Consider the following 21,753-nt stretch of genomic DNA (forward strand, 5'->3'; position numbering starts at 1 on the left):
CTGAAAATACTAATATCCGACCCCACAGACCTTTTGTATCAAGGTGTGTGGTCTGTTTTTGTACTTTCAACCTTTAGTTAAGGTGTAGAGCAAGTAAATCGCGATAATGACCACGAAAAACGTTGCTGAATTTTTAACTAATAGTAACCCGGCGACAAAGATCGCCGTATGTGCCGTCAGTAGCCCGGGATGTTTTCGATAAACGTAGATCCCGACCAGCGCGGCAATCGTCAAAATAGGCAACACGTAATCAACTAACAAGTTATTCAACCGAATGGCGATGTTAAAGACATACGTCACTGCCAGGGTGAAGCATAACGTTAACGACATGAGGGCGCGTGTCCGATCGCGCAACGCCCCGAAAATCGCATAGGACGCCGCCCAGATTAAGATAAATTGGCCGACCAGCATCGTGCCATCACTGAATTTCGTTAAGGAAACAAAGTCGGTGATAAAGAGGGCGGTAGCGGGCGGATATGATGTAAATGAAATAATCGTATCACGAGCGCCGGGCAAGCGGCCTTCAAATGTTAAAAATTTAACGATAACCGCCCAGTGCGAGAAGTTGTCGTAATGAATGAGCGGACTATGATATAAGACATCCGCCATCGCGAGACCGAGCGCAATCATCCATAAGTCAAAAGTATGCAACCCTTCAAATTTGAGCCGGCCTTTTCCCATGAAGCCCAGCACAAACCGAATCCCAAATAAGAGGATACCCAGTCCAGTTACAATCCAGATGCCCCACCGTAGTAGTTGCAGCATTGCAAAAGCATACAGTAATAGAATCTGGACTAAAATCGCGGTAATCCACGCTAGATAAGGACTAATCCCTAAGTAGCGCAGGGTCCCATCGTAGCCAATCAACGCAACAATAAAAATAATTAAACCTAACCAAGCCATAAAGTGCCCCCATCTAACTAGTCATTAAGCCTGCAAATTGCCCATCAAACTAAACATCAAAACCGAGTTAGCCGACTGACCCGCCGTTCTAACTTCTGCAAGCGAATCATCACGTTGGTGTAAAGCTCATCGAATGGTGAGATCCACGTGTCTTGCGTCAGTGGTAAGGTGTCATTGAACCCATTGTAAATGAGTTGTAAATAATGATTGCGGTCATCGCCATTGGGAACCGTCAATTGCACACTATAGGCGAAGTCGGCATTGTAGTGGCTGACCCGCATAATCTTGCCGGTCAAGTTCACGTACTGACCGTGTGATGGCAGTCGTAGCTTGACGGTTTGTCCTTGTAAGAGTTGTGAATGTTCCAAGTCGCGGGTGTCACCGCTGAGGCGAAATGAGAGTCCGCCTTCAGACGCGTCATTGGTGCGCATATCTTGCCAACTGTTGCCTAGCCAGATATCACCGTCAATCTGACGGGAAAAGCGTTCCGTTTTGCGATATACTGGCCGACCCATCGCGATAAACAGACAGAAGCTTAAGTTGATAAAGTGCATCAACAACCAGAACGTGATGACACTCCCAATCAGAATTTCGGAGCCAAACTTACCATAGTTGAATTTGACGATGGCAATTAAGGTGACTAGCCAGAGTGAAAAGTACGGCAAGATGTACAGCTTATCAATAATTGAAAAAGTCACGTTTTTTTCGGTCACTTTGAACTTCTTCGCCTTAACACCCAGTGTTTCTAAAATAACTGGAATGAATAAGTAGGGCGCAAAGAAGGTTTCTTGAATTTCACCCCAACGTTCGTTCCGAATCGAATCGGACGTATCTTTTAAGACGTAATGTAGTAAGAAGTACCCGGGCGCCCAAACAATCATCAGAATCCAAAAGTTTGCCATGACAACTTGAATCTTAAAGAGTGCGTAAAGAATTGGCGCAATAATGTAAATGATTCGTCGAGCAAAGGACCACCAATATAAGTACGTATTGATCAGAATCAGGCGGTTTTTCCAGCCGAGTTTCGGGTTAATAAAGATATGCAAGTTGCGGCAACTTTGAATAACGCCGCGGGCCCAACGTGTCCGTTGCTTGATGACGCCTTTTAAGTCGATCGGGGTAATCCCGCTAGACTGTGGCTGCGCCGTTGCTAGACTGATGTAGCCGGCCATGTTGATCTCAGTTCCCAGTTCGAAGTCTTCCGTCAAGGTGTCGGTTGGAAACCCACCGACTTTATCGACGACTTCGCGTAAGAATAACGCGTTGGAACCGGTGAACAGTGCCGTATCATTACTCCCATTTAAGACGTTCACATCACGGGAGAAGAAGTCTTGTTCGTTCGGTACGATTTTTTCAGAGAATAAGTTAAATTGAAAGATATCGGCGTTATAGAAACTCTGAGGTGTCTGCACGAACCCCAGTGGTTTCACATTTTGGTCATCGTCAGCTAATTGTTTAAAGTTTTCAATAAATAACGGTACGGTGTCTTTTAGAAAGCCAGAAAAGGGAATCATATCAGTATCGAAAATCGCAAATAATGGCGAGTGTAAGAATTGTAACGTGTGGTTAATGTTGCCGGCCTTGGCATCGTGATTATCATCCATTCCAAAATATTGGGCGTGGTATTCAGCTGCTAAGGCTTTAACCTCGGGCCGATTGCTATCATCTGAAATCACGATATGCACCTTATGCGGGTCGGGATAGTCGATGAAAGTGGCCGCATTGACTGTCTTGCGGAGCAATTCAACGTCTTCGTTATGGGTCACGATAATAATATCAACGTCCGGTAATGGTTGTGTATGATCGTAGTCCGGAATCTTTAAGTTGAGCTTGTTCTTAAATGCCAGCATCCGAAAGAAGATTAAGATGAAGGCGGTTAAGTTCGACATGATCTCACTACCAACTAAGAGTAAAGCAAAAATCAAGACCAAAAGACCTGCGTGCCAAGGTATCGTAAAAACGACTCGCCAAATTAAGTAAATGACTGAGAGGACGATTGCTAAAACGTAGGTGATTTTTTTAATGATGGACATGTGATGGCGTTCCTTCTTTGAAAATAAAATCGCGTTGAATTTGATAACTGATAATAAATAAGATAAAGTCAACGATCATCTTGGCTAAGGTCGGCATCCATTGTCCGCTAGTCGTAGGCAGTGCCCAGGTCAACAGGTTGGTCAAATAACCCGAGGCAAACATCTGCACTAAAAAGAGCAGGCCATACTTGATCAAGGTCTGATGACCAGCATGATCGAAGACCAGATGATGATTGATCAAGTAGTTAGCGATGGACGACAAGACCCGTGAAATGACCGTGGCAATCAGGATACTGTTGAGTACGTGATTACCGATCAAAGAGATGACCAAGTAGAACAAGCTGATATCAATTAAGAATGAGGCCAGCCCACTGGCAGCAAACTTAAAGAAGCGCGAGTAAATCGCGATTGAGTCACGGATCACGCGAAAGTGCGATGACTTATTCCCATCTAAGTAAATCGTGGGAATGGGGGCTTCAGTCACTTTGACATCATATTTGCGCGCTTCCAGTAACATATCGAATTCAAATTCAAACCGGTCACCTGGAAAGTTGATTAATTGCTGGGCGTAGGTCATTGGAATGACCCGCAAGCCGGTCTGGGTATCGGAGATCGATTGATGCGTCAACAGGCGCACCAAACTACTCGTCAACAAGTTACCAAAGCGACTGCGAAACGGAATGGTCTCCGTGAATTGACGGACGCCAATAACCAAGTCGTGTGGCGTCTGTGCGAACTGTTGTAGACAATGTTGCAGCGCGGCGACGGTGTGCTGGCCATCGGAATCCATCGTGGCAATCCCGGTCAGTTGCGGCAGTTGGCGCTGACAGTAGTCAAAGCCAGTCTTTAAAGCCGCGCCTTTACCACGATTCTGCGGGTGATGCAGAATATGTAAACGTGAATCAGTTAGTGTCCCCAATTGCGTAAAGATGGGTTGATGCTGGGCATCGCTGCCATCATCGACCACAATAATGGCGGTGATGGGTGCGGTGATCGTAATAAGTTCATTCATAAGTTTTATTAATTTATTATCCGGATTAAGTGCCGGAATTAGTACTCCGATGGCGGCCATTGTCGTTACCCCTTTTGTTTAATATACCTAAATAATGTTAATGATATATCAATTTAATTATAACATTGATTTACTTAAACTTAATAATTTATTCTGATGATGTCAGTTAACTATTTTGTTCCTCTAGTGTTGGTGGAACAGTTACGACATGCTGGTTGATTAGTCGTCTCCGTTGACCAGCCACTAACCTAAGCAAAAACACTCAGCTAAGTGGCTCGACACAGCGAACTGGCTGGTCACTACGACTAAAACTAAGTTAATTTTTTTGCTATAAGGCTATAGTTATTTTTTCAACCATTGAGCGTCAAAACTGATGGTTGGTCTAGTCTCGAAAAAACACTGGTACAAGAAAAGTATTTCAGAAACTAATCCTTCTGCTAGAATCGTTGTTTGACTCCTATTACAAGGTCCCAGTTAATTAACGCCGGGTGGGTCAGCATTGGCTCAGTGGTGTCGTTTATCTTGGTCGGTGATTTTCCGACTTAGATAAAGCCCGGCTTGCGAGACCGCCCTATGGCTCGCAAACGCGGCCACCACGTTCCAGCCGATGCTGGCCCAACCAGAGTGGCAAATTAGTACTCAATTACCGCAGTGCCAAATGATCCAATTCATTGTGAAAGTGTGTCGGTTTCTTAGTCTTAGCCTGACTAACATGAATATTTTTAACCCGATGCAATGTTGTTGGCGTAACTTTGAAAATCCCGGTTTTGAGCCGTTGATGATACACTTGCCAAGCCATCTTAGTGAAGGTCCGATGCCATTCGGGAATGACCACATATTGATACTGATTTAAAGCCGTGCGGAACGCTTTTTTCGATAACATAAAGTTTTCTTGACCGACAACTTTATCGGAGAAGAAGTAGTAGCGACCCACATAGCCAGTAAAGTAATCGTTGACATCATTAATGTGTGGATCAACGAGTAAGATCTTCGTATGATTTAACGTCGTGGTCTGTGGGGCCAGCTTGGGTAACTGCACGGGTAATTCTTCTTTACCAAGTGTGTTGTTGTATTGAATCCCGTTGATTTCTGAGAACATCAGAATGACGGAAAAAATCATCAAGCCTAGCGCCAGAATCTGATACATATTCTTCGTGATGATCGAGTGAAACGACCGTAGTGATCGTTTAGAAATCCGTTGTTCAAAGTAAGCACGGTCCATCGCGACGACTAGTGCCATCGCGCCTAACATCAAATTTAGAATCACCATACTTGATAAATAGCGTTCACAGCCGTCTAACAAGATGGCTTCCGCGTATGGCATGGAGACGATATACATCGCGAAGACACTGATGTAGTAGGCGATAAAGCTGATATCCAGGGCGATTAAGGTGGCCAATAAATTATTCTTTTTATGCATGAATAGGCGAATGACGATCCAAGCAATCAAAAGGCTTAGGTTGATCAGCAAAACGCCTCGCGTTGATAGCGAATTTAAACTGAGAATTTGTTGGAGAAACTTATGCCCAATCTTCATGATGACCGTTGAACTTTCCCCAGCTAGCTGATGTTTATAAGCTTGGGTACTAATCTGATGTTTTGAAACGGCCGCAAAGGTAGCGTGAACATGTTGATTCCACCAAAAGAAAGGCAAATAGCCAGCGCTCATACTGAGTGCTGTCCAGCCTAAGCTTTTCCCGCAGCGCTTAAACCAATGACCGGTTGGCTGTTTCATAAGGACATAAAATAAATAGCAACCAATCATGACGACATACATGGCCCCGGAGTTCTTAATGAGCAATAATTCAGCACTAAAGATGGCGGCGGTGAATACCTGCAGCTTAGGGTGTTCGCGATACGCGTAGACCCCAGCAATCCCGGCAGCAGTGACGATTGGTAAGATGAAGTCGACTAACAAGTTATTCATCCGAATCGCAATGTTAAAGACATTGGTAATTGAAATCACGAAGCAGAGTGTAAAGGCGTTCAAGGCGCGAGAGCGATCCCGTAAAACGGCGAAAGTCGCATAGAAACAAGCCCAGATTAATAAGAATTGGCCGAGTAACATGGCGCCGCCACTAAAGCCGACCCAGCTGACAAATTGCGTGATAAATAGCGCTGTTGCCGGTGGGTAGGACGTAAAGGTAATTAACGGCTCAGCCGCAGTTGGTAGATGCCCTTGGAACAGGAGAAACTTAACAATCAATGCCCAATGCGAATAGTTATCATAATGTAGTAAAGGACTAGCGTAGAGGACTTTACCGAGGATGATCCCGATAGCGAGCATCCAGATATCAAAGTAGTGAATCCCTTCAAAAGCCAACTGACCGCGCTTGAAGAATAGCAGGGCAATCCGGACGACTTCAATACTGACCCCAAGCAAGATGACAGCCTTTAACGCAAATGGTAGTAGATTGAGCATTGCAAGCGTGTACAATAACAATGTCTGCACAATCATGGCCGTAATCCATGAGAGGTACTTATTGACACCAAGTTGCCGTAGCATCCCGGTGTACCCCAGTTGGGCGATTATAAAAATGATAAAGCCAATAACTGACACGATAGTCACTCACAATCTAAGCGTTAAGAATTTTGGCGCATAAAGCTGGTTAAGGTTCGTTCGATATTTTTAAGGTGCATTAGGACGTTCATATGCAACTCGTCCAGTGGCGTAATCCAGTTATCTTGTGCTTTTGGCAAGAGTTGATTATCACCATCATGAATCAGCTCTAAATAGTTGTTCTGGTCACGAGCCTGCTCAATATTAATCGTGACAGCATACCAGACCGGTTCGCGTTCCACGACGCGCACAACTTTACTGGTAAAGCGGATCGGGTGATGGTGACGATATAAGATGCCGCTAAAAGGTTGTCCTTGCGGCATGCGAATCGATTGATCTTTGAATTCAAAGGAGAAGCCGCCTTCGGAAACGTCTCGGGTGGTGAAGCGGGCCCAACGATTAGTGCCAGGAATCAGGACTTTCCCGGGGGCTTCGCGAGCAAACCGCTCACTCTTACGATAAATATCGCGCTTCATTGAGACGAACAGGCAGAAGCTCAAGTTGATAAAATGCATCACGAGCCAGAAGGTAATGACACTGCCGACAATAATTTCGGACCCCCACTTGCCGTAATTGAACTTAATGATAGCCAGTAACGTCATGGACCATAAGAATAAGTACGGTAAGATGTACAACCGGTCTTTGAACGAGAACTTGACGTTTTTTTCAGTGACTTTAAACTTTTTAGCTTTAATCCCAATCGTTTCCAGAAAAACGGGAATAAATAAGTAGGGCGCGAAGAAGGTTTCTTGAATCTCGCCCCAGCGTTCGTTGCGAATCTTACTAGAAGCATCACTTAGAACATAGTGTAATAGGAAGTAACCAGGTGCCCAGATAATCATGAGCACCCAGAAGTTCGCATTAACAACTTGAACTTTAAACAGGGCGTATAGCAGTGGCGCCGCAATATAAATCAAGCGCCGGGTAAACGTCCACCAATACAAGTACGTGTTGATGAGAATAATCCGGTTAATCAAGGAAAGTCGCGGATTCCAAAAAATATGCAAGTTGCGACAGCTTTGAATGACACCGCGCGCCCACCGTGTCCGTTGCTTAATAACCCCTTTAACATCAACCGGGGTAATTCCGCTAGAGACGGGTTGGGTTGTTGCCAGACTGGTATAACCGGCCATATTGATTTGGGTGCCGAGTTCGAAATCTTCCGTAATCGTATCAGTTGGAAAGCCGCCGACTTCATCAATGGCGGCGCGTAAAAAGACGGCGTTGGACCCGGTAAAGAGTGCCGTTTCGTTGTAGCCGTTAAGCACATTCACATCGCGCGAGAAGTAGTCTTGCTCATTGGCTACGTAATTTTCGGAGAATAAGTTAAATTGAAAAATATCGGCGTTGTAAAAACTTTGTGGCGTTTGTACAAAGCCAAGTGGTTTCGTCTCGTTATCATCTGCGACTCGCTGTGCCCAATTAGTCGTAAAAAACGGCACACTACTCATGAGAAAGTTCGAGAACGGAATCATATCCGTGTCAAAAATGGCGAATAACGGTGAATCCAGTTGTGCCATTGCATGGTTGATATTACCAGCTTTGGCTTTCTTGTTATTTTCCATCGTGATATAACCGACGTGGTACTCAGTCGCGAGCTGCTGGACCTCGGGACGATTACCGTCATCAGCAATATAGATGTGGACTTTATATTTTTCCGGATAATCCATAAAAGTGGTGGCATTAACCGTCTTGCGTAGCAACGCCACGTCTTCATTATGAGTCACGATTAAGACATCGATAGCGGGGACGGGCTGCGATAAATCAAATTTAGGAATTACTAGTTTATGGTTCTTTTTAGATTCTAAAATACGGAAAATAATCAGCACAAAGGCCGTTAAATTCGATACAATTTCACTTCCAACCAGCATTAACGCAAAAATCAGGGTGAATAAATGGGCGTGCCACGGAATCGTAAAGAGTACCCGCCAGAGTAAGTACAAGACGGATAATGCGATTGCGAGCACGTAGACGATTTTACGATGCCAAGAAATGCGCATAGACATAGTACCTTTCTATTAATTATGATGTTATTTATAGATTAGGAATTCGTCTGCTTAGAAAAAACGGCAAAGTCGATAAAAAATCCAATAATTGTTAATTAGCGAACAGTTAACTAGCATCAAATATGAATTAATGATTAGTTTTTAATTTAGTAGTTATTCAAAATTATCACTACTAAGTTAAATTATACCGTTAATTTTAATAAACTAAAGATTGAAAATCTCAAACCTAAGCTTACTTGTGAGAAGTCCCAAAATATGGGACACTAAAGTTAATTTAAAGGACGGTGATGGGTGATGACCAAGCAAATTTACTTTTTATGTACGGGGAATTCTTGCCGTAGTCAGATGGCAGAAGGCTTTGCTAAGCAATTATTACCAGCGGACTGGACCGTGGCCTCTGCTGGGATTGAGCAACATGGGTTGAATCCACGGGCAGTTCAAGTGATGGCTGAAGTGGGGATCGATATTAGCCAGCAACAATCAACTTTGATTGATCCGGCGTATTTAGCGCAATGTGATCTAGTTGTGACTTTATGCGGCGATGCCCGTGACCGTTGTCCGGTAACCCCGCCTAGCGTCAAAAAGTTGCATTGGCCCTTACCAGATCCCGCCCAAGCAACTGGAACTGAAGATGCACAATTATCGGCTTTTCGGTCGGTTCGTGATGAGATTAAGCAGCGTATTTTAGCATTAAAATAATTAGGAAGTCGTTATTGTTACTTTTAAGACGTCTTACACTTATTTGTCTGATAGGTGTAGGGCTTTTTGTATGAGCAAATATATTAGTTACACGTTGTGCTAGTTAATTAACAATATTAGTTAGATTCTAAATAACAGGCCCCAATCGTGGAGTTATCGGGTAAGACAGGCATTGGTGAGTCAACACAAAGAAAAAATGGAGTCAAAACCTAATAAATGAGCAAATACTCTCGTTTACTAGGGCTGCCTCACAGCACTTTAATGTACCAAAAGAGGGGCCTTTTTCATTGGCTCGGTTGATACTTGAAATTCTTGTGATCTGTGGATAGTCAATTTTACCTTCTGGTTGATATTGGAAATGGCCAATCTGAGTTCCACAACCATATTCTCATCAATTTACTGTGACCTATCAACGAATTTGTGAGTTAACCCGTTTTTATTTACACATACAGAAGGATATCAAATACCAGCGTACGTTACTTCATGCGGTTCTTCAACAAACCTTTCCTGAGTTGAAACACCTATTCTCTAATCGGCTATCTAAACTTGCACTCAACATTGTTAACCTATTTCCACATCCCGATTTAGTCACTGAGCTTTCTCAGACAAAAATTAACTGAAATTATTCATTGTTAAAGCGATGATAAGATTTCAGGTTTGTTTGTATAATTGAATATTAAGAATTTAAGAACAAACCGGTGGTAGTTTGGTTAATAATTATGGAATTTATAATGTAATCGGTTAACTCGTACAGTTTACAGCTTGTCTATAATGTGTTTTTTATTATTGTAACCATAAATTTAATTTTTAAATATTCATTGTAACACTTGAAAAACATACGTATACTACATCAGGTAGTTACGAATGTAATTGCATTTATTCAATTTTCTTGCAAGAAAGTTATTTTAATATTATTTTGAATGAAAATTATTTCAATAATGCGCAAGGGATAAGTGACGGATATAAAGCGCAAAAAGCCGCAACAATCTATTTTGCTGTTGATATGGATATTGAAGATGGAAATATACCAGGTACGGTTATTCCTTACATTACTGGCGTAGCTGTTAGCTGTACGCAATATAAAATTGGTATATACGGTACTAGAAATGTCTGTACCAAGGCAACTGAGACAGGTGTAGTTTCAACCTGCTTTGTTTCTGATATGTCTACTGGTTATTCGGGTAACTTAGGTTTCAAAATGCCAAAAAATTGGGCATTTGACCAATTTGTCGAATATAACCTTACTGCCGATATGGGAATTGACCAAGTCGCTGCTTCAGGTCGCGATGAGGGAACATCGGAGTTTGAGGCTTGTGACATTACACCCGCTAGTATCATGGGAGATATAGTTAACAGTGTTCCAGCGCTGGCTATCTTTGCTCAAACTAATTTTACTCTTGAAATGAGAAAGGATATTTATACGCCAATTGCAGATTATCATTTGAAGTGGTCAGATAAAATTACCGTTGGTGATGACAAGAAATTGGGAAAAGTTGATATTACGAATGGCAGGATTACTACTAGTTTAAACGCGCCCCTTCAACATTTTCCAAATGTTTTTAAACAGAAAGACTCCGATGATGCCGAAACTCTATTCAATGAATTAGCGCCAGCAATAGATAACGGATTTATTAAAGTTGGACCAGTGGCAAAAGATGGACGCATTGGTATTAAGATGATTATTAGTGCGAAACAAGAATCTTGTGATAATTCCACTATTAAGATTTCAGTTGAAATAGAGATTTATTGGAATGTCGGAGGACTACCAATGGAAGCACCACAGGAAGTAGAAGTCTATAATGACATCGAAAATATTCAACGTCACATAGTATCAAATCCAGATCCTGATTTAGTTTATGTGATTGTGTTGGGGCTTGCAATAGTTGGTGTTTTAGCAATTGGCTTTTCTACCGCTCCAGGAACAGGAGGGACAAGTGCTAGTGCAGCATTATTATTAGTGTCTGGAATGGCTTCGACTCTCAAATAAGGTATAGCTGAATAAATATTTGCTGGGAAAATTAATAATTTTTGTTTAATTAAAGGTTAACAAATGGGGTGGTTGTTAAGACCATCCTTTTATATATGTGTAATCCGACTTAATTTAGGTACACTGAGTTTATAGGTATCAAATAAAAATGAATGGTGGTCAGTAAAACAATGACATTTTACCCGAGCAGCTTGCTGTTTAATTTTTTTGATCATGAAGACCTTAATTATCTGGTAACGTTGTTTACTTTTCTGACAATTTGCAGGGTGTTTGTAGTTATTATAGACGGGTACTTTAAAAGACAAGTTAAATTATATGTTTCCAAACATATTTTTAAAAAGGTTAGTTACACAGATAAGATGTTAAATAAAGTAAGCAAGTTTTTTCGAGTGTTAGAAATTATGGTAATGATTACAACAACTCTGTCAATTTATGAGCAATCTGAAATTTTTGCAATGTTAACACAATTGATATTTACTATTGCTCTGTTTTTAAAATTGTTTACCCAGATGAAAAGAAATTGGATTTGGAAAAAGTTGAAAAAGGTAATCAATAAAGAATTTGAAAAGTCGAGCCAGCAAATTAATGCAGTTAATAAGCTTTATCGACTACTTATAATTCAAACGATAATCGAAGATATTTTTATAATACCGATATATCTGTGTGTCATGGAATTTGTAGGTTTATTTCCCTATCTGCTTTCAGATCGGGGATTTTAATAAAAAAGACATAAGATAATTCATAAGAGAACAGGAATTAATTTAAATTTATGTCAATATAATATGCATGAAGCTAGAAGCTGTTAATTACTTTGTAGGTAAGACTTTATTGGTGAATATGATAATCTTGAATGCAGTGTTAGGACGGATTGAAAATCAACCGGAACCGTGGAGACTGTAAGTTGAAAGCCCTTAATCTAGATGAGACCTGTAGCACACATAAAAAGATCAGTAATGCCTTTAAGAAAGGATATTACTGATCTTTTGAACCGTATCTCTTTTAGTCTCTAGGAAACGTATCAGTTTTTAGAATGCACTCTTAGGTACTCTAAAAACAAGTTGGGCCACAGCATTTGAACTACTTTTATGGAAATGCTGGCTGACATAAATGAAATCACCCTTTAGTTGGATGCCTTCGACTTCGTTGTCATTTTTTCTATTTGCAAATTGAGGGTAAGACAACGCAACGATGACACTTGGTGTCCCGTGTCCCCAGTAATACTTGCCAATTTTAGGTATTTGAGACTGGGAACCACTGGAAATGTAGATTGCTTGACCATCGGAAAATTCAAATCCTTGGAAAGATACACCGTTAGGCACTGACCATTGACCATTGGTAAACTGGGCCTGGCCTTTACATGCCTCACGTACTCGAAGATCGTCATAACCACCCCATTTAGAAGCTTGATTTTCTTTGCTATCCAGAATCGTATTTAGGGTATTGACATTGTAGTATGAAAATTGGATGCCTGCTGCGGTGTTTTTCATCCAAATCATCAGAAAGTGTGTGTCACTGGAGAGCGCAGCTTCAACACGGTAAACCTTTCCGTAAGGTTTACCGGTTTTATTAGCTGAATCAATACCGGCTAAGCGTGGAATGTCAGTATAGCTGTTGATGGTGGTATTATCCCTGAATTGAAGTCGCCCGATTTGAATTCCCCAGTTGAAATCACCTTTTTCTAAGCCTTTAACCGCTAAATTTGTTGCTTTACAGACGACCCAAAAGTAATCTTTTCCTTTATGGGAGAAGTATTGTAGTGTTTGACCATGACCGAAATTGTATAGCGTCATTGTTGAAACGCGAGTTGCAGTCTTTTTTGCTTTATTCATTCTGCGCTTGGACAAAAGTTGTTTAACGCCACCTTTGACAAACTGCAAAGCGTAAGCGTTGGTTGTGCCAACATAAATAGATTGGACAACGTTACTGTTAGGAAGCCCAATAAAAGTAAGCTCTAGGTCGGCATTGGCATTTTTGAGGGTGACTTTGGGTTGGATAGCCTCTTCAGTTGGTTCGCTAGACTTAAGTGCTTCTGGATGCTGCGTCATGAATTTATTGTAGGCAGCTTCTGTTTCAAAGTTCTCAGGAGTAAGAATAATCTCTTCAGCGGATACTAAACCGGGGCCATCGTCCATATTTAATGATTTTTTATCGTCTTCATAGTAATCGGAATGAAGAGAAAAACAAGCACAAAATATAATGTTTTTATTATTGTAAAAATACAAAATACATTATAGCAATTCTGTGATATACTGCGAAGAAATGGTTGAAGGGTATTTGTCATAAGGAGAAAAAGATGAAGAATAACAAAGTAGTTTTAACTAGCATGATTGCCATTGGAATGATGTCAGGTATAATTTTTACTAATGAGACGGTACATGCAGAAGGGCAATTCGGACCATATACAGAGCTGGAAACAAGTGGTTCAAAAAGAAATGTAGAAACAACTGGTAAATATGGCTTATTTACTAAGCCAGAGCGTGATAAGAGTGCCAAAATGGTCCTTTCACGGTCAATCATGAAACGAATGGGAACTTACACGCAAAAAGATCGCGCTTATTATCTGTCACATGACCATCGGAATGACACCTATAAAGGATCTCGTTATTATTTCCGTGTCTATGGATATCGACTCGCTGCCGATGGTTCAGTATATTATCGGGTTGTGACGATGAATGGTAAGTATCATGGTTACGTATACGGTGGTAAAAAACTAAACAAGTTTAGTGGTGGGATAAAGCACGCACAAACGACTACAGTCGCACAGATGCAATCTGATTTTGACTGGAACTGGGAATACTACCTGGCTAACTCACCGGTGATGACGGCGCCAAACTATACGCAATATAAAGCGAAGATTGTCACTAATGATTACATTAATAATGGTCAGGATCGATTACAGGTATTTAAGTCAAAAGTTATTACACGAACACGTGAGGGCGACAAATTCATGTATGTACGAGATTTAGATAATAAAGAAATCAAGGGATGGACGAAGCGAGTTAGCTCTGATTACCAACTTTAAGCGGAGCGTGGTAAAAATACGAAAACTTTAGGACTAAATAGAAATTGAAACAATCTAGATGCGATTACCAACCAACTGTCCCAATTAAGCTTGTCGCACTAATTAAGTGTCCGGTCGTTACTTAACGGTAACGGCTTTTTATATACCCTAAATTCAATGATTACCTGGACACTGAGTGACACCCCCACTTGCTAAACTAAAGTCATCAAATACAAGAGGAGTGACTAGTGACTATGCCAATCAAAGTAGCGGCCTTAAACAGTATCTATGCCGACCTGTATGAAATCGTCGGTCCGGAAAATGTTGAAAAAATATTTAGACAGCAACGGGGCATTCAGGTGACGTTTCCCACCCATCTCTATGATCGAACGAAGCTGGTCCCGATTATTCGGATGGAGGCACAAAATTATAATGTGCGTGAACTGGCGCGGATGTACGGCTATTCAGAACGGTGGGTGCGACGGGTGCTAAAGTCCGCAACTGACGAGTTCAAGGAAGGTGACTAGGGCAGTGCCATGTAAGGTCACATGCATTAGTCAGCTATCAAAGACCGCCACGTTCTTATAAATTTAACTTAGGAGGTGAGGGTGTTTGCGGGAGTCAGTGGATCAAAGCGCGTTGCAGCCTTTTTATCAGAAATTAGTAACCTTGGTGGGTGAGGAAGGGATGTGGGCCGTGTTCGATTATTACAAGGGCAGTCAGATGACATTACCGCTGCATTTGTACAATCGTGAACTGGCCGCCGAGCAGATTCGGCGCCGATTCAATGGTCATAATCAAGCCGAGTTAGCGCACTATTATGGTTATTCTCAACGCTGGGTCGTCCGAGTATTGGCTGGCAAAGCATGAGACGGTTAAAAGGATTAGTTTAAATTTGGAGGAGATTCATATGGATTTTGCAGCATTGTTTGATTTTAGTCATCGGGTCACTAAAGATACGGTCATGGTTAAGACAGTCGATGGTCAAGTTGATCGAAAGGTTGTTAAAGGGTCATTTAATTGGTTAGGATTCTTGTTCACTTGGTTCTATGCGGTGTTGAGTTCGAAGTATAAGACGCCGGGGTTTGGGACTAAAGTTGGTATCCCGCTTATTGTAATGATTGTGATTAATTTAGCTTTACAGGTCATATTGGGTCGGTCACTCAGTTTAATTGTTGACCTTGTTTGGTCAGTTTTGAATGGTTTAATGTTTGACACCTGGTTCAAGCAGCAATTAATCAAAAATGGGTACACAGAAATGGTCAATCCGGCATAAGCCATTAATACGGAGTTGTTCGAGTCAGTTTGCTTGAGCAACTCTTTTTTATTTATAACTAGAGCCAAATAGAACTTTCCCTAACTATTCGCCCAAGACCTATTGTGTCCCCTGAATGGTTAACGTATACTTTCATTAGATAAAGGAATTAATGGAGGGATTATTGTGAAGAGACAGGGTCGAGTTTGGCAGTGGCTATTGGGGTTGGTTAGTTTAGTCATCGTTTTACTAGTCAGTCAGGTCGCATTGCCAGCGAAAGCGTCCGCAGCGAACTTTAACGCGACGGATTCGAACTATTTAACATCAGCAACGGTCATTAATGGGCCAGATTTTAAGCATGGCGATACGATTAATGTTCAATATAATCTGGACTTTGGTGATCAAGAGCTGAAAAGCGGAGACACGATTACCGTTGATTTGCCAAGCAACTTAAAAGCTAAGTCTGTTGGTGATACATTTAATGTTAAGGATGCCGCTGGAAATACCGTTGGGACTGCAGAAGTGACTAGTGAAGGTCAAGTTGTGGTGACCATGAATGACCAGTTGGAAGGTAAGACTAATGATAAGATGACACTTAATCTAGCGACTAAATATCGTGGCGATGATTATGGTGAAAAGGATGTCGTCTTTAATGAAAATAATCAGTCAACCATCAATATGGTGTCCAACGATGCTAATATGTCTAAAAAAGGGACTATCCAAGCTGACGGTACCGTTAAATGGACTATTTTAGTCGATCGTCGTGAAATTGATATGAAGAATGTTAAAATTAGCGATACGATTGGTGACTATCAGACGTTAATTAAAGATATCAGCGTTTATGATGGGGAGTGGTCAAGTAATTCTTCATATAAGCGTCGGGATAAAATTAGCTCTGATAAGTATGATGTGATTTACCATGATAATGGCTTTGATCTAGCGTTTAAAGATACGGTCAGTAATTTAGTGGTAATTGATTATTATACTAAGATTGATGATGAAAGTTTAATTCATTCTGGTTATAAATTCCGGAATAAAGCCGTGATGACTTGGGGCGGCGGTACTTCTGGCGGCTCTAATTCCGAAGAAGCTAATGGAAAGGTTTCATCATCCACTGGCAACGGTGGGACTGGTGATGGGAATGAGAATACTCAAAAGCCAGATCCCGACCCAGAACCTACTCCCAATCCTGACCCCGACCCAGATCCGGAACCTGAACCTGGCGATGGCGACGGTGATGGCGGGACAAGTGTTGGTGTTGAAGAACCAGATGAAGAAGATAATGGGACTACTGATACTGATGAAGGTTACGACAAAGAATTCCCAGAACCCGAAGAACCTGATACAGATACGAATGTAAATCTTGGTGAAAATAGTTCTTCTGAAAGTTCGAATTCCAGCAGCGTTTCATCAACTGACGACAAAAATGAAGCAGTGACACCATCTGAAAGTAGTTCTACGAAGTCAGCATCTGCAAAGACGACAAGTGAAGCGACCGATGCTAATCGGGCAGCCACTAAGCCATCTAGTGCTAAACAGGTGACGGCTAAATCCACGCCAACTACGACTAATACGGATCATGCTCAAGCGGTTACGAAGAATCAAAAGTTACCACAAACCAATGAATCTAAAACCAGTCATCAAGCATTAAGCTTGATTGGCGGATTAGTCGCCTTTTTAACATTAGGTACTGGCGCTTTAATTCGGCATTGGTTCTAAAAATTGAAATGTAGTTACTCAGAAAGTCTGTCAATTTGGCAGGCTTTTTTGTCGGTCAAACGTAAGGAACTCTACCAGTCTTAAGTGACTAGCAGTGCTTAAATCAACTGACTATAATTATATTTATAAGAACGATGCAGGAGGGGTCATTTTTGGAGGAAGACTTAGCCAATCAAGATTGTTGGCATCCGTTATTACGGGAAATGAGTACATTAATTGGTCCGACAGCCACGTTACAATTTTTCCAGACTTACCAGGGAATGCGGATTTCAATTCCCGCGCATCTCTATGATAGTGCCTTGGTTGCACAACGGATCTTACAACAAGCACCGCATCACAATGCTCAGGCATTGGCCACCAAATATGGCTATTCCCGGCGTTGGGTTAATTTGACGATTCAGACAGCAAAAGGAGATCATCTAAAATGACGCTTTAGCCTAATTAGTTGTAAATTAGTGGATAAGCGTCATCAGCCTGCAGTGACGATTTTAGTCACTGTTTTTTAGTCTGGTGAGTTAATAATTGACGCGCCATGTTGACAGCGTGAAGCGGTGCGTATATACTCATTAATGTTTAGTGAGTAACTACTCACTTACTAAGAAGACTATCAATAAATACAGGTTATTAGGGGGCAAAATTATGGGTCAAGCAATGATTGATTTACAGCATCTAGCTAAGCAGTTTGGTCACCAAACTGTTCTAAAAGATATTAATTTAACTGTTAATCCGGGTGAAATCGTGGGGCTGATTGGACCATCCGGGGCTGGTAAGTCAACAGTTATTAAGGTGGCTCTCGGGATGGAAGTTGCCAGTGGCGGTTCTGCCAAAGTCTTTGATACGACGATGCCGAACCGTGAGTTGCTTGGGCGTATCGGGTACATGGCGCAAACTGATGCGCTGTATGATGCCTTATCCGGCCGGGAAAATTTAAAGTTTTATGGCTTAATGAAAGGACTCGCCAAGCGTGAGATTAACCGAGAAGTTGACTACGTGGCGAAAGTCGTGGATTTAACGGCCGACTTGAATAAACGAGTTGCAGGCTATTCTGGTGGGATGATGCGGCGGCTATCCTTAGCAATCGCGTTAATGGGAAAGCCGGACTTATTGATTTTAGATGAACCCACCGTTGGGATTGATCCCGCATTGCGGCGACAGATTTGGGCTGAACTTGGTCGGATTCGAGATGAAGGCCGTAGTATTTTAATCACGACCCATGTGATGGATGAAGCTGAACTCTGTGATCGCGTGGCTTTGCTATTAGCTGGTAAAGTCATGGCACTCGACACACCAGCGGCCTTGAAACAACACTATCAAGTTGCGACGATTGAAGATGTCTTTTTAAAGGCGGAGGGGGTTGACTAATGCGAACTATTGGAATTATGAACCGGGTGCTAAAGGAGCTCTTCCGTGACAAACGGACGTTAGCTTTGATGTTTGTCGCCCCCATCTTAATCATGTTACTCATGAGTGTGATTTTTAACACCAATTCAGCAACTAATGTGACGGTTGGCACGGTTTCTGTGAGTCACAAGCTGAACCGACAAATGGCTGATATTAAGCATGTCACTGTTAAAAAATATAACACCCAAGGCGCCGCTAAAAAGGCGTTAGACAAAGAAACTATTGACGCCATTGTTAAGAAGAACGGTAGTAATTACAGCTTAACGTACGCGAATACCGACTCGACGAAGACGGCGACTGTAAAATTAGCGTTTAAGAATGCGTTGACGGCCACGAGTATTAATCAATTGAAGTCTGCTTTAAAGCAGAGTACGACAGCAACCGTTAAGCTGCGGGCTCAGCTCCAAGCCCTTCAAAAACAACAAGCGGTGGCCAAGGCTAAGGCTAGTGGTCAGGCGGTTGCGGCCCAACAAGCGGCTACCACGACTGCCACTAAGTCGACTAGTCAAAAGTCACCGAAGATTACGAATCATTATGTGTATGGTGATCAGGATACTGGTTACTTCGCTAAGATGATGCCAATCTTAATGAGCTTCTTCGTGTTCTTCTTCGTCTTCCTGATTTCTGGGATGGCCTTATTAAAAGAACGGACCACTGGGACTTTGGATCGACTATTAGCGACGCCGGTTAGACGGTCTTCGATTGTCTTTGGCTACATGTTAAGTTATGGTATCTTAGCAGTTATTCAAACGATTCTAATCGTTGTCGTAACGGTCTGGTTACTGGGTACCGAAGTGGTTGGAAACATGGCGAGTGTGATTGTGATCAACTTGATCTTAGCGTTAGTAGCGTTGGCCTTTGGAATCTTGTTGTCGACGTTTGCCAATTCTGAATTTCAAATGATGCAGTTTATACCATTGGTGATTGTGCCACAAATCTTCTTTTCTGGGATCATTCCTTTGGATTCGATGGCCGCTTGGGTCAAGGATATCTCGTATATTATCCCCATCAAGTATGCGGGTGATGCGGTTACCGATATTATCATGCGTGGGCGGTCCATCTTTGATTTAGGTTTTGATATTGGCATCTTGCTCATCTTCTTAGTTGTCTTGACGTTCCTCAATATTGTGGGGTTGAAACGTTATCGCAAAGTGTAAGGGCTTGAGCCTGATACAGCAGTAAGTTGGCGCAATTGACCGCTTAACGTATACTAGAGAGGCAAGCTTTTGAAAAATGAACGTGGGGTACCAGAATGCAAGTAAATAGTGTAGAAACTTTATTTAAAAAGACGCTGGCGAATTCGAAGTTATCCGCTAAGCAGCAGGCTGTCCTGCAAGTCAGCTTAACCTTATTTGCCGAACAAGGCTTTGATCGGACTAGCACAAGTGAGATTGCTAAGGCCGCCGGGGTCTCTGAAGGGACGGTCTTTAAACAATTCAAGACTAAGGAAGGCATCTTACAAGCAATCGTCAATCCGGTGCTGGCGCATGTCGTGCCAATGGTGGCGACGGAATTCTTAGATGAATTGAAGACAAATGATTTGAATGATCTGGAGACTTTCTTGCAGTATGCCATTCAAGATCGAATGATGTTTGCGGTTGAGAATCGGCTACAAATCAAAGTCTTTGCGCAAGAAATGAGTCGCAATCCTAACATTGTGGCGACGTTATCTGCCAAGCTAGAGGCGATGGTGGCGGGCGAGTTAGGGACGGCGTTGCAGCGGTTTAAAGATCGCGGCGAGCTGGTTGATTGGCCCAATATGCGTATCGTGCGCTACTTAGTCGGCACAGTGGCCAGTTATGTGCTGCCCCAGATCTTCTTTGCACCGACGGCTGATTTCGATGCCGCACAGGCCAGTCGTGACGCGTTGGATTTCTTGATGCATGGTTTGGCTCCTGCCAAGTAGGTTGAGCCGAAAAGGGCCAGCAACTGATTAACGGTTGTTAGCCTTTTTCTTGATTGCTGCACTGATTTATCAAGTTGATTTAAACGAACCTAAAGCTATACTAATAGCTGGGGGGTGTTTTGATGCGGCGCAAACTTAATGCTGGGTTGTTGGTGCTAGCCATCATTGTCTTGTTGTTGAGTTCAATTACGAAGCGGTCGAGTGCGGCCGTGACAACGATGACGTTAGCGGATTTCCCAGTCAGCTGGCAACGGACTTGGTACCACTATGATGATAACGGCGCTTACGATACGGTGACCTTTAAGACGCATCAGTTCCGAGCTGTTGAACGCCAAAGCGGGACGACTTATCAACATCGATTGCAAGTTCATCAACGGGTCTTAGGTTTAAATCCTAGTCAACTGGTGCGTCACCCGACGTGGGCCGTGGCACGGCAACGAGTGATGAGTGGCGTGAATTGGTTGAATGTCCGTAGTTGGAATCAACTGTTGGGAACTGGCTGGGATTTTAAAGTCAGTCAGCAGCGGTTAATGGGACAGTCGGTGACGATTCTCAGTCAGACTAGTAGCTGTGGGACTTGGGCGTATGAGCATTATTTCACGTCTCAACAGTTGGCTCGTCGTTACCATGATATGCACTTTCCAGGGGAAGTGTACGGCACATCTTATTAAGTCAGCGTTAGTGAGGGGCATGGTAGCCTTAAAGAGTATGTCTGGTTTTTTAAATGGAAAGCGTGGTTATGTGAAAATGATGGCTCAGATAATTAAAAAGGCGATGGCTGCGGCTAGTGGTTGGTTCAAGATTAGTCTCGGGTTTGCTATTCTCAGTATTCCGATTGACCTGTTAAGGGGGCACCCGATTTTAAATGGCTTGTGGCATGATTGGCTAGTCGCAAATACCGGGTTACGGTGGCAACTACTGGGCGTTGTGTTAGCTGTGTTAGTGGTGGCTTGGCTAGGGTTGACGCTTATTTTTGCTTTAGGTTATGGGTTGGCTGCTTGGCTGAAGAAGCAGGATAAGGTTAAATCCTCCGATTAGGTGATGTGTCAGTTTAGCGTTACACTGACGACCTAGGGAGTGATTGTGATGCGTTTAAAACCATTGTTAAAAACAACTTTGACGGCGGGGTTACTTATTACCGCAATTTTAAATCTGTTTCACGCCGCTCAGCTAGTGAAACAGGCGCGACAAAAATCGGTAAAATGAACAAAAATTGGGTTGACCATCTTGGTCGAGCCAATTTTTGTTTACTTTAATTTTATATATGTTAT

Annotated in this window: 19 protein-coding genes; 13 read left to right on the plus strand and 6 right to left on the minus strand. The window is 42.4% G+C overall.

The features are described 5' to 3' along the window. Positions 1 to 66: 66 nt before the first annotated feature. From FFM80_RS11195 to FFM80_RS11215, 5 genes are all read right to left on the minus strand, one after another. Entirely contained in the window at positions 67 to 903 is an 837-nt protein-coding gene (locus FFM80_RS11195) for a hypothetical protein (RefSeq protein ID WP_179951413.1), read from the minus strand. Positions 904 to 959: 56 nt separating this feature from the next. Further along, positions 960 to 2,936, minus strand: coding sequence for a glycosyltransferase family 2 protein (locus FFM80_RS11200; RefSeq protein ID WP_137640874.1), 1,977 nt, complete (start codon positions 2,934 to 2,936; stop codon positions 960 to 962). Continuing rightward, a complete protein-coding gene (locus FFM80_RS11205) occupies positions 2,923 to 4,008 on the minus strand; it encodes a bifunctional glycosyltransferase family 2/GtrA family protein (RefSeq protein ID WP_137640875.1) in 1,086 nt (361 codons plus the stop codon). Before FFM80_RS11205 ends, FFM80_RS11200 begins: the two co-directional genes overlap by 14 nt. Before the next feature lie 583 nt (positions 4,009 to 4,591). Further along, positions 4,592 to 6,508: an ABC transporter permease gene (locus FFM80_RS11210; RefSeq protein WP_223877348.1), complete on the minus strand. Its 1,917-nt coding sequence runs from the start codon at positions 6,506 to 6,508 to the stop codon at positions 4,592 to 4,594. 23 nt (positions 6,509 to 6,531) lie between these two features. Further along, positions 6,532 to 8,508, minus strand: coding sequence for a glycosyltransferase family 2 protein (locus FFM80_RS11215; RefSeq protein ID WP_223877349.1), 1,977 nt, complete (start codon positions 8,506 to 8,508; stop codon positions 6,532 to 6,534). Between the two features lie 300 nt (positions 8,509 to 8,808). Between FFM80_RS11215 and arsC the strand changes: the two genes are divergently transcribed. After that, a complete protein-coding gene (gene arsC, locus FFM80_RS11220; RefSeq protein ID WP_137640876.1) occupies positions 8,809 to 9,213 on the plus strand; it encodes an arsenate reductase (thioredoxin) in 405 nt (134 codons plus the stop codon). 889 nt (positions 9,214 to 10,102) lie between these two features. Beyond that, positions 10,103 to 11,200, plus strand: coding sequence for a glycoside hydrolase domain-containing protein (locus tag FFM80_RS11225; protein WP_171001094.1), 1,098 nt, complete (start codon positions 10,103 to 10,105; stop codon positions 11,198 to 11,200). Between the two features lie 1,025 nt (positions 11,201 to 12,225). On the opposite strand, the gene FFM80_RS11230 is transcribed toward FFM80_RS11225, so the two are convergent. Next, positions 12,226 to 13,422 carry a helveticin J family class III bacteriocin gene (locus FFM80_RS11230; RefSeq protein ID WP_137640878.1) on the minus strand — a complete coding sequence of 399 codons (1,197 nt, stop codon included), beginning with the start codon at positions 13,420 to 13,422 and terminating at the stop codon, positions 12,226 to 12,228. A 71-nt stretch (positions 13,423 to 13,493) separates the two neighbouring features. On the opposite strand from FFM80_RS11230, the gene FFM80_RS11235 reads away from it, so the two are divergent. The 11 genes from FFM80_RS11235 (at position 13,494) to FFM80_RS11285 (ending at position 21,520) form a co-directional block, all read left to right on the plus strand. Then, entirely contained in the window at positions 13,494 to 14,222 is a 729-nt protein-coding gene (locus FFM80_RS11235; RefSeq protein WP_137640879.1) for a hypothetical protein, read from the plus strand. A gap of 233 nt (positions 14,223 to 14,455) precedes the next feature. Further along, entirely contained in the window at positions 14,456 to 14,728 is a 273-nt protein-coding gene (locus FFM80_RS11240) for a Mor transcription activator family protein (RefSeq protein ID WP_137640880.1), read from the plus strand. An 85-nt stretch (positions 14,729 to 14,813) separates the two neighbouring features. Further along, positions 14,814 to 15,071, plus strand: coding sequence for a Mor transcription activator family protein (locus FFM80_RS11245; RefSeq protein ID WP_137640881.1), 258 nt, complete (start codon positions 14,814 to 14,816; stop codon positions 15,069 to 15,071). Between the two features lie 40 nt (positions 15,072 to 15,111). After that, the gene (locus FFM80_RS11250) at positions 15,112 to 15,477 is read left to right on the plus strand and encodes a hypothetical protein (RefSeq protein WP_137640882.1); all 366 of its coding nucleotides are present in this window, start codon (positions 15,112 to 15,114) and stop codon (positions 15,475 to 15,477) included. Positions 15,478 to 15,642: 165 nt separating this feature from the next. Beyond that, positions 15,643 to 17,175: an Ig-like domain-containing protein gene (locus FFM80_RS11255; RefSeq protein ID WP_137640883.1), complete on the plus strand. Its 1,533-nt coding sequence runs from the start codon at positions 15,643 to 15,645 to the stop codon at positions 17,173 to 17,175. A 152-nt stretch (positions 17,176 to 17,327) separates the two neighbouring features. Then, positions 17,328 to 17,603: a hypothetical protein gene (locus FFM80_RS11260; protein ID WP_137640884.1), complete on the plus strand. Its 276-nt coding sequence runs from the start codon at positions 17,328 to 17,330 to the stop codon at positions 17,601 to 17,603. A 211-nt stretch (positions 17,604 to 17,814) separates the two neighbouring features. Further along, a complete protein-coding gene (locus tag FFM80_RS11265) occupies positions 17,815 to 18,537 on the plus strand; it encodes an ABC transporter ATP-binding protein (RefSeq protein ID WP_137640885.1) in 723 nt (240 codons plus the stop codon). Beyond that, complete coding sequence (locus tag FFM80_RS11270; protein ID WP_137640886.1) at positions 18,537 to 19,733, plus strand: ABC transporter permease; 1,197 nt, start codon at positions 18,537 to 18,539, stop codon at positions 19,731 to 19,733. The genes FFM80_RS11265 and FFM80_RS11270 overlap by 1 nt, the downstream gene beginning before the upstream one ends. A 95-nt stretch (positions 19,734 to 19,828) precedes the next feature. Then, positions 19,829 to 20,482, plus strand: coding sequence for a TetR/AcrR family transcriptional regulator (locus tag FFM80_RS11275; protein ID WP_137640887.1), 654 nt, complete (start codon positions 19,829 to 19,831; stop codon positions 20,480 to 20,482). Positions 20,483 to 20,604: 122 nt separating this feature from the next. After that, entirely contained in the window at positions 20,605 to 21,153 is a 549-nt protein-coding gene (locus FFM80_RS11280; RefSeq protein ID WP_137640888.1) for a hypothetical protein, read from the plus strand. Between the two features lie 19 nt (positions 21,154 to 21,172). After that, positions 21,173 to 21,520, plus strand: a complete 348-nt coding sequence (locus FFM80_RS11285; RefSeq protein WP_137640889.1) for a hypothetical protein — start codon at positions 21,173 to 21,175, stop codon at positions 21,518 to 21,520. Positions 21,521 to 21,753: the final 233 nt, after the last annotated feature.

Source organism: Lactiplantibacillus dongliensis (assembly GCF_005405105.1).
Classification (GTDB): Bacteria; Bacillota; Bacilli; order Lactobacillales; family Lactobacillaceae; genus Lactiplantibacillus; species Lactiplantibacillus dongliensis.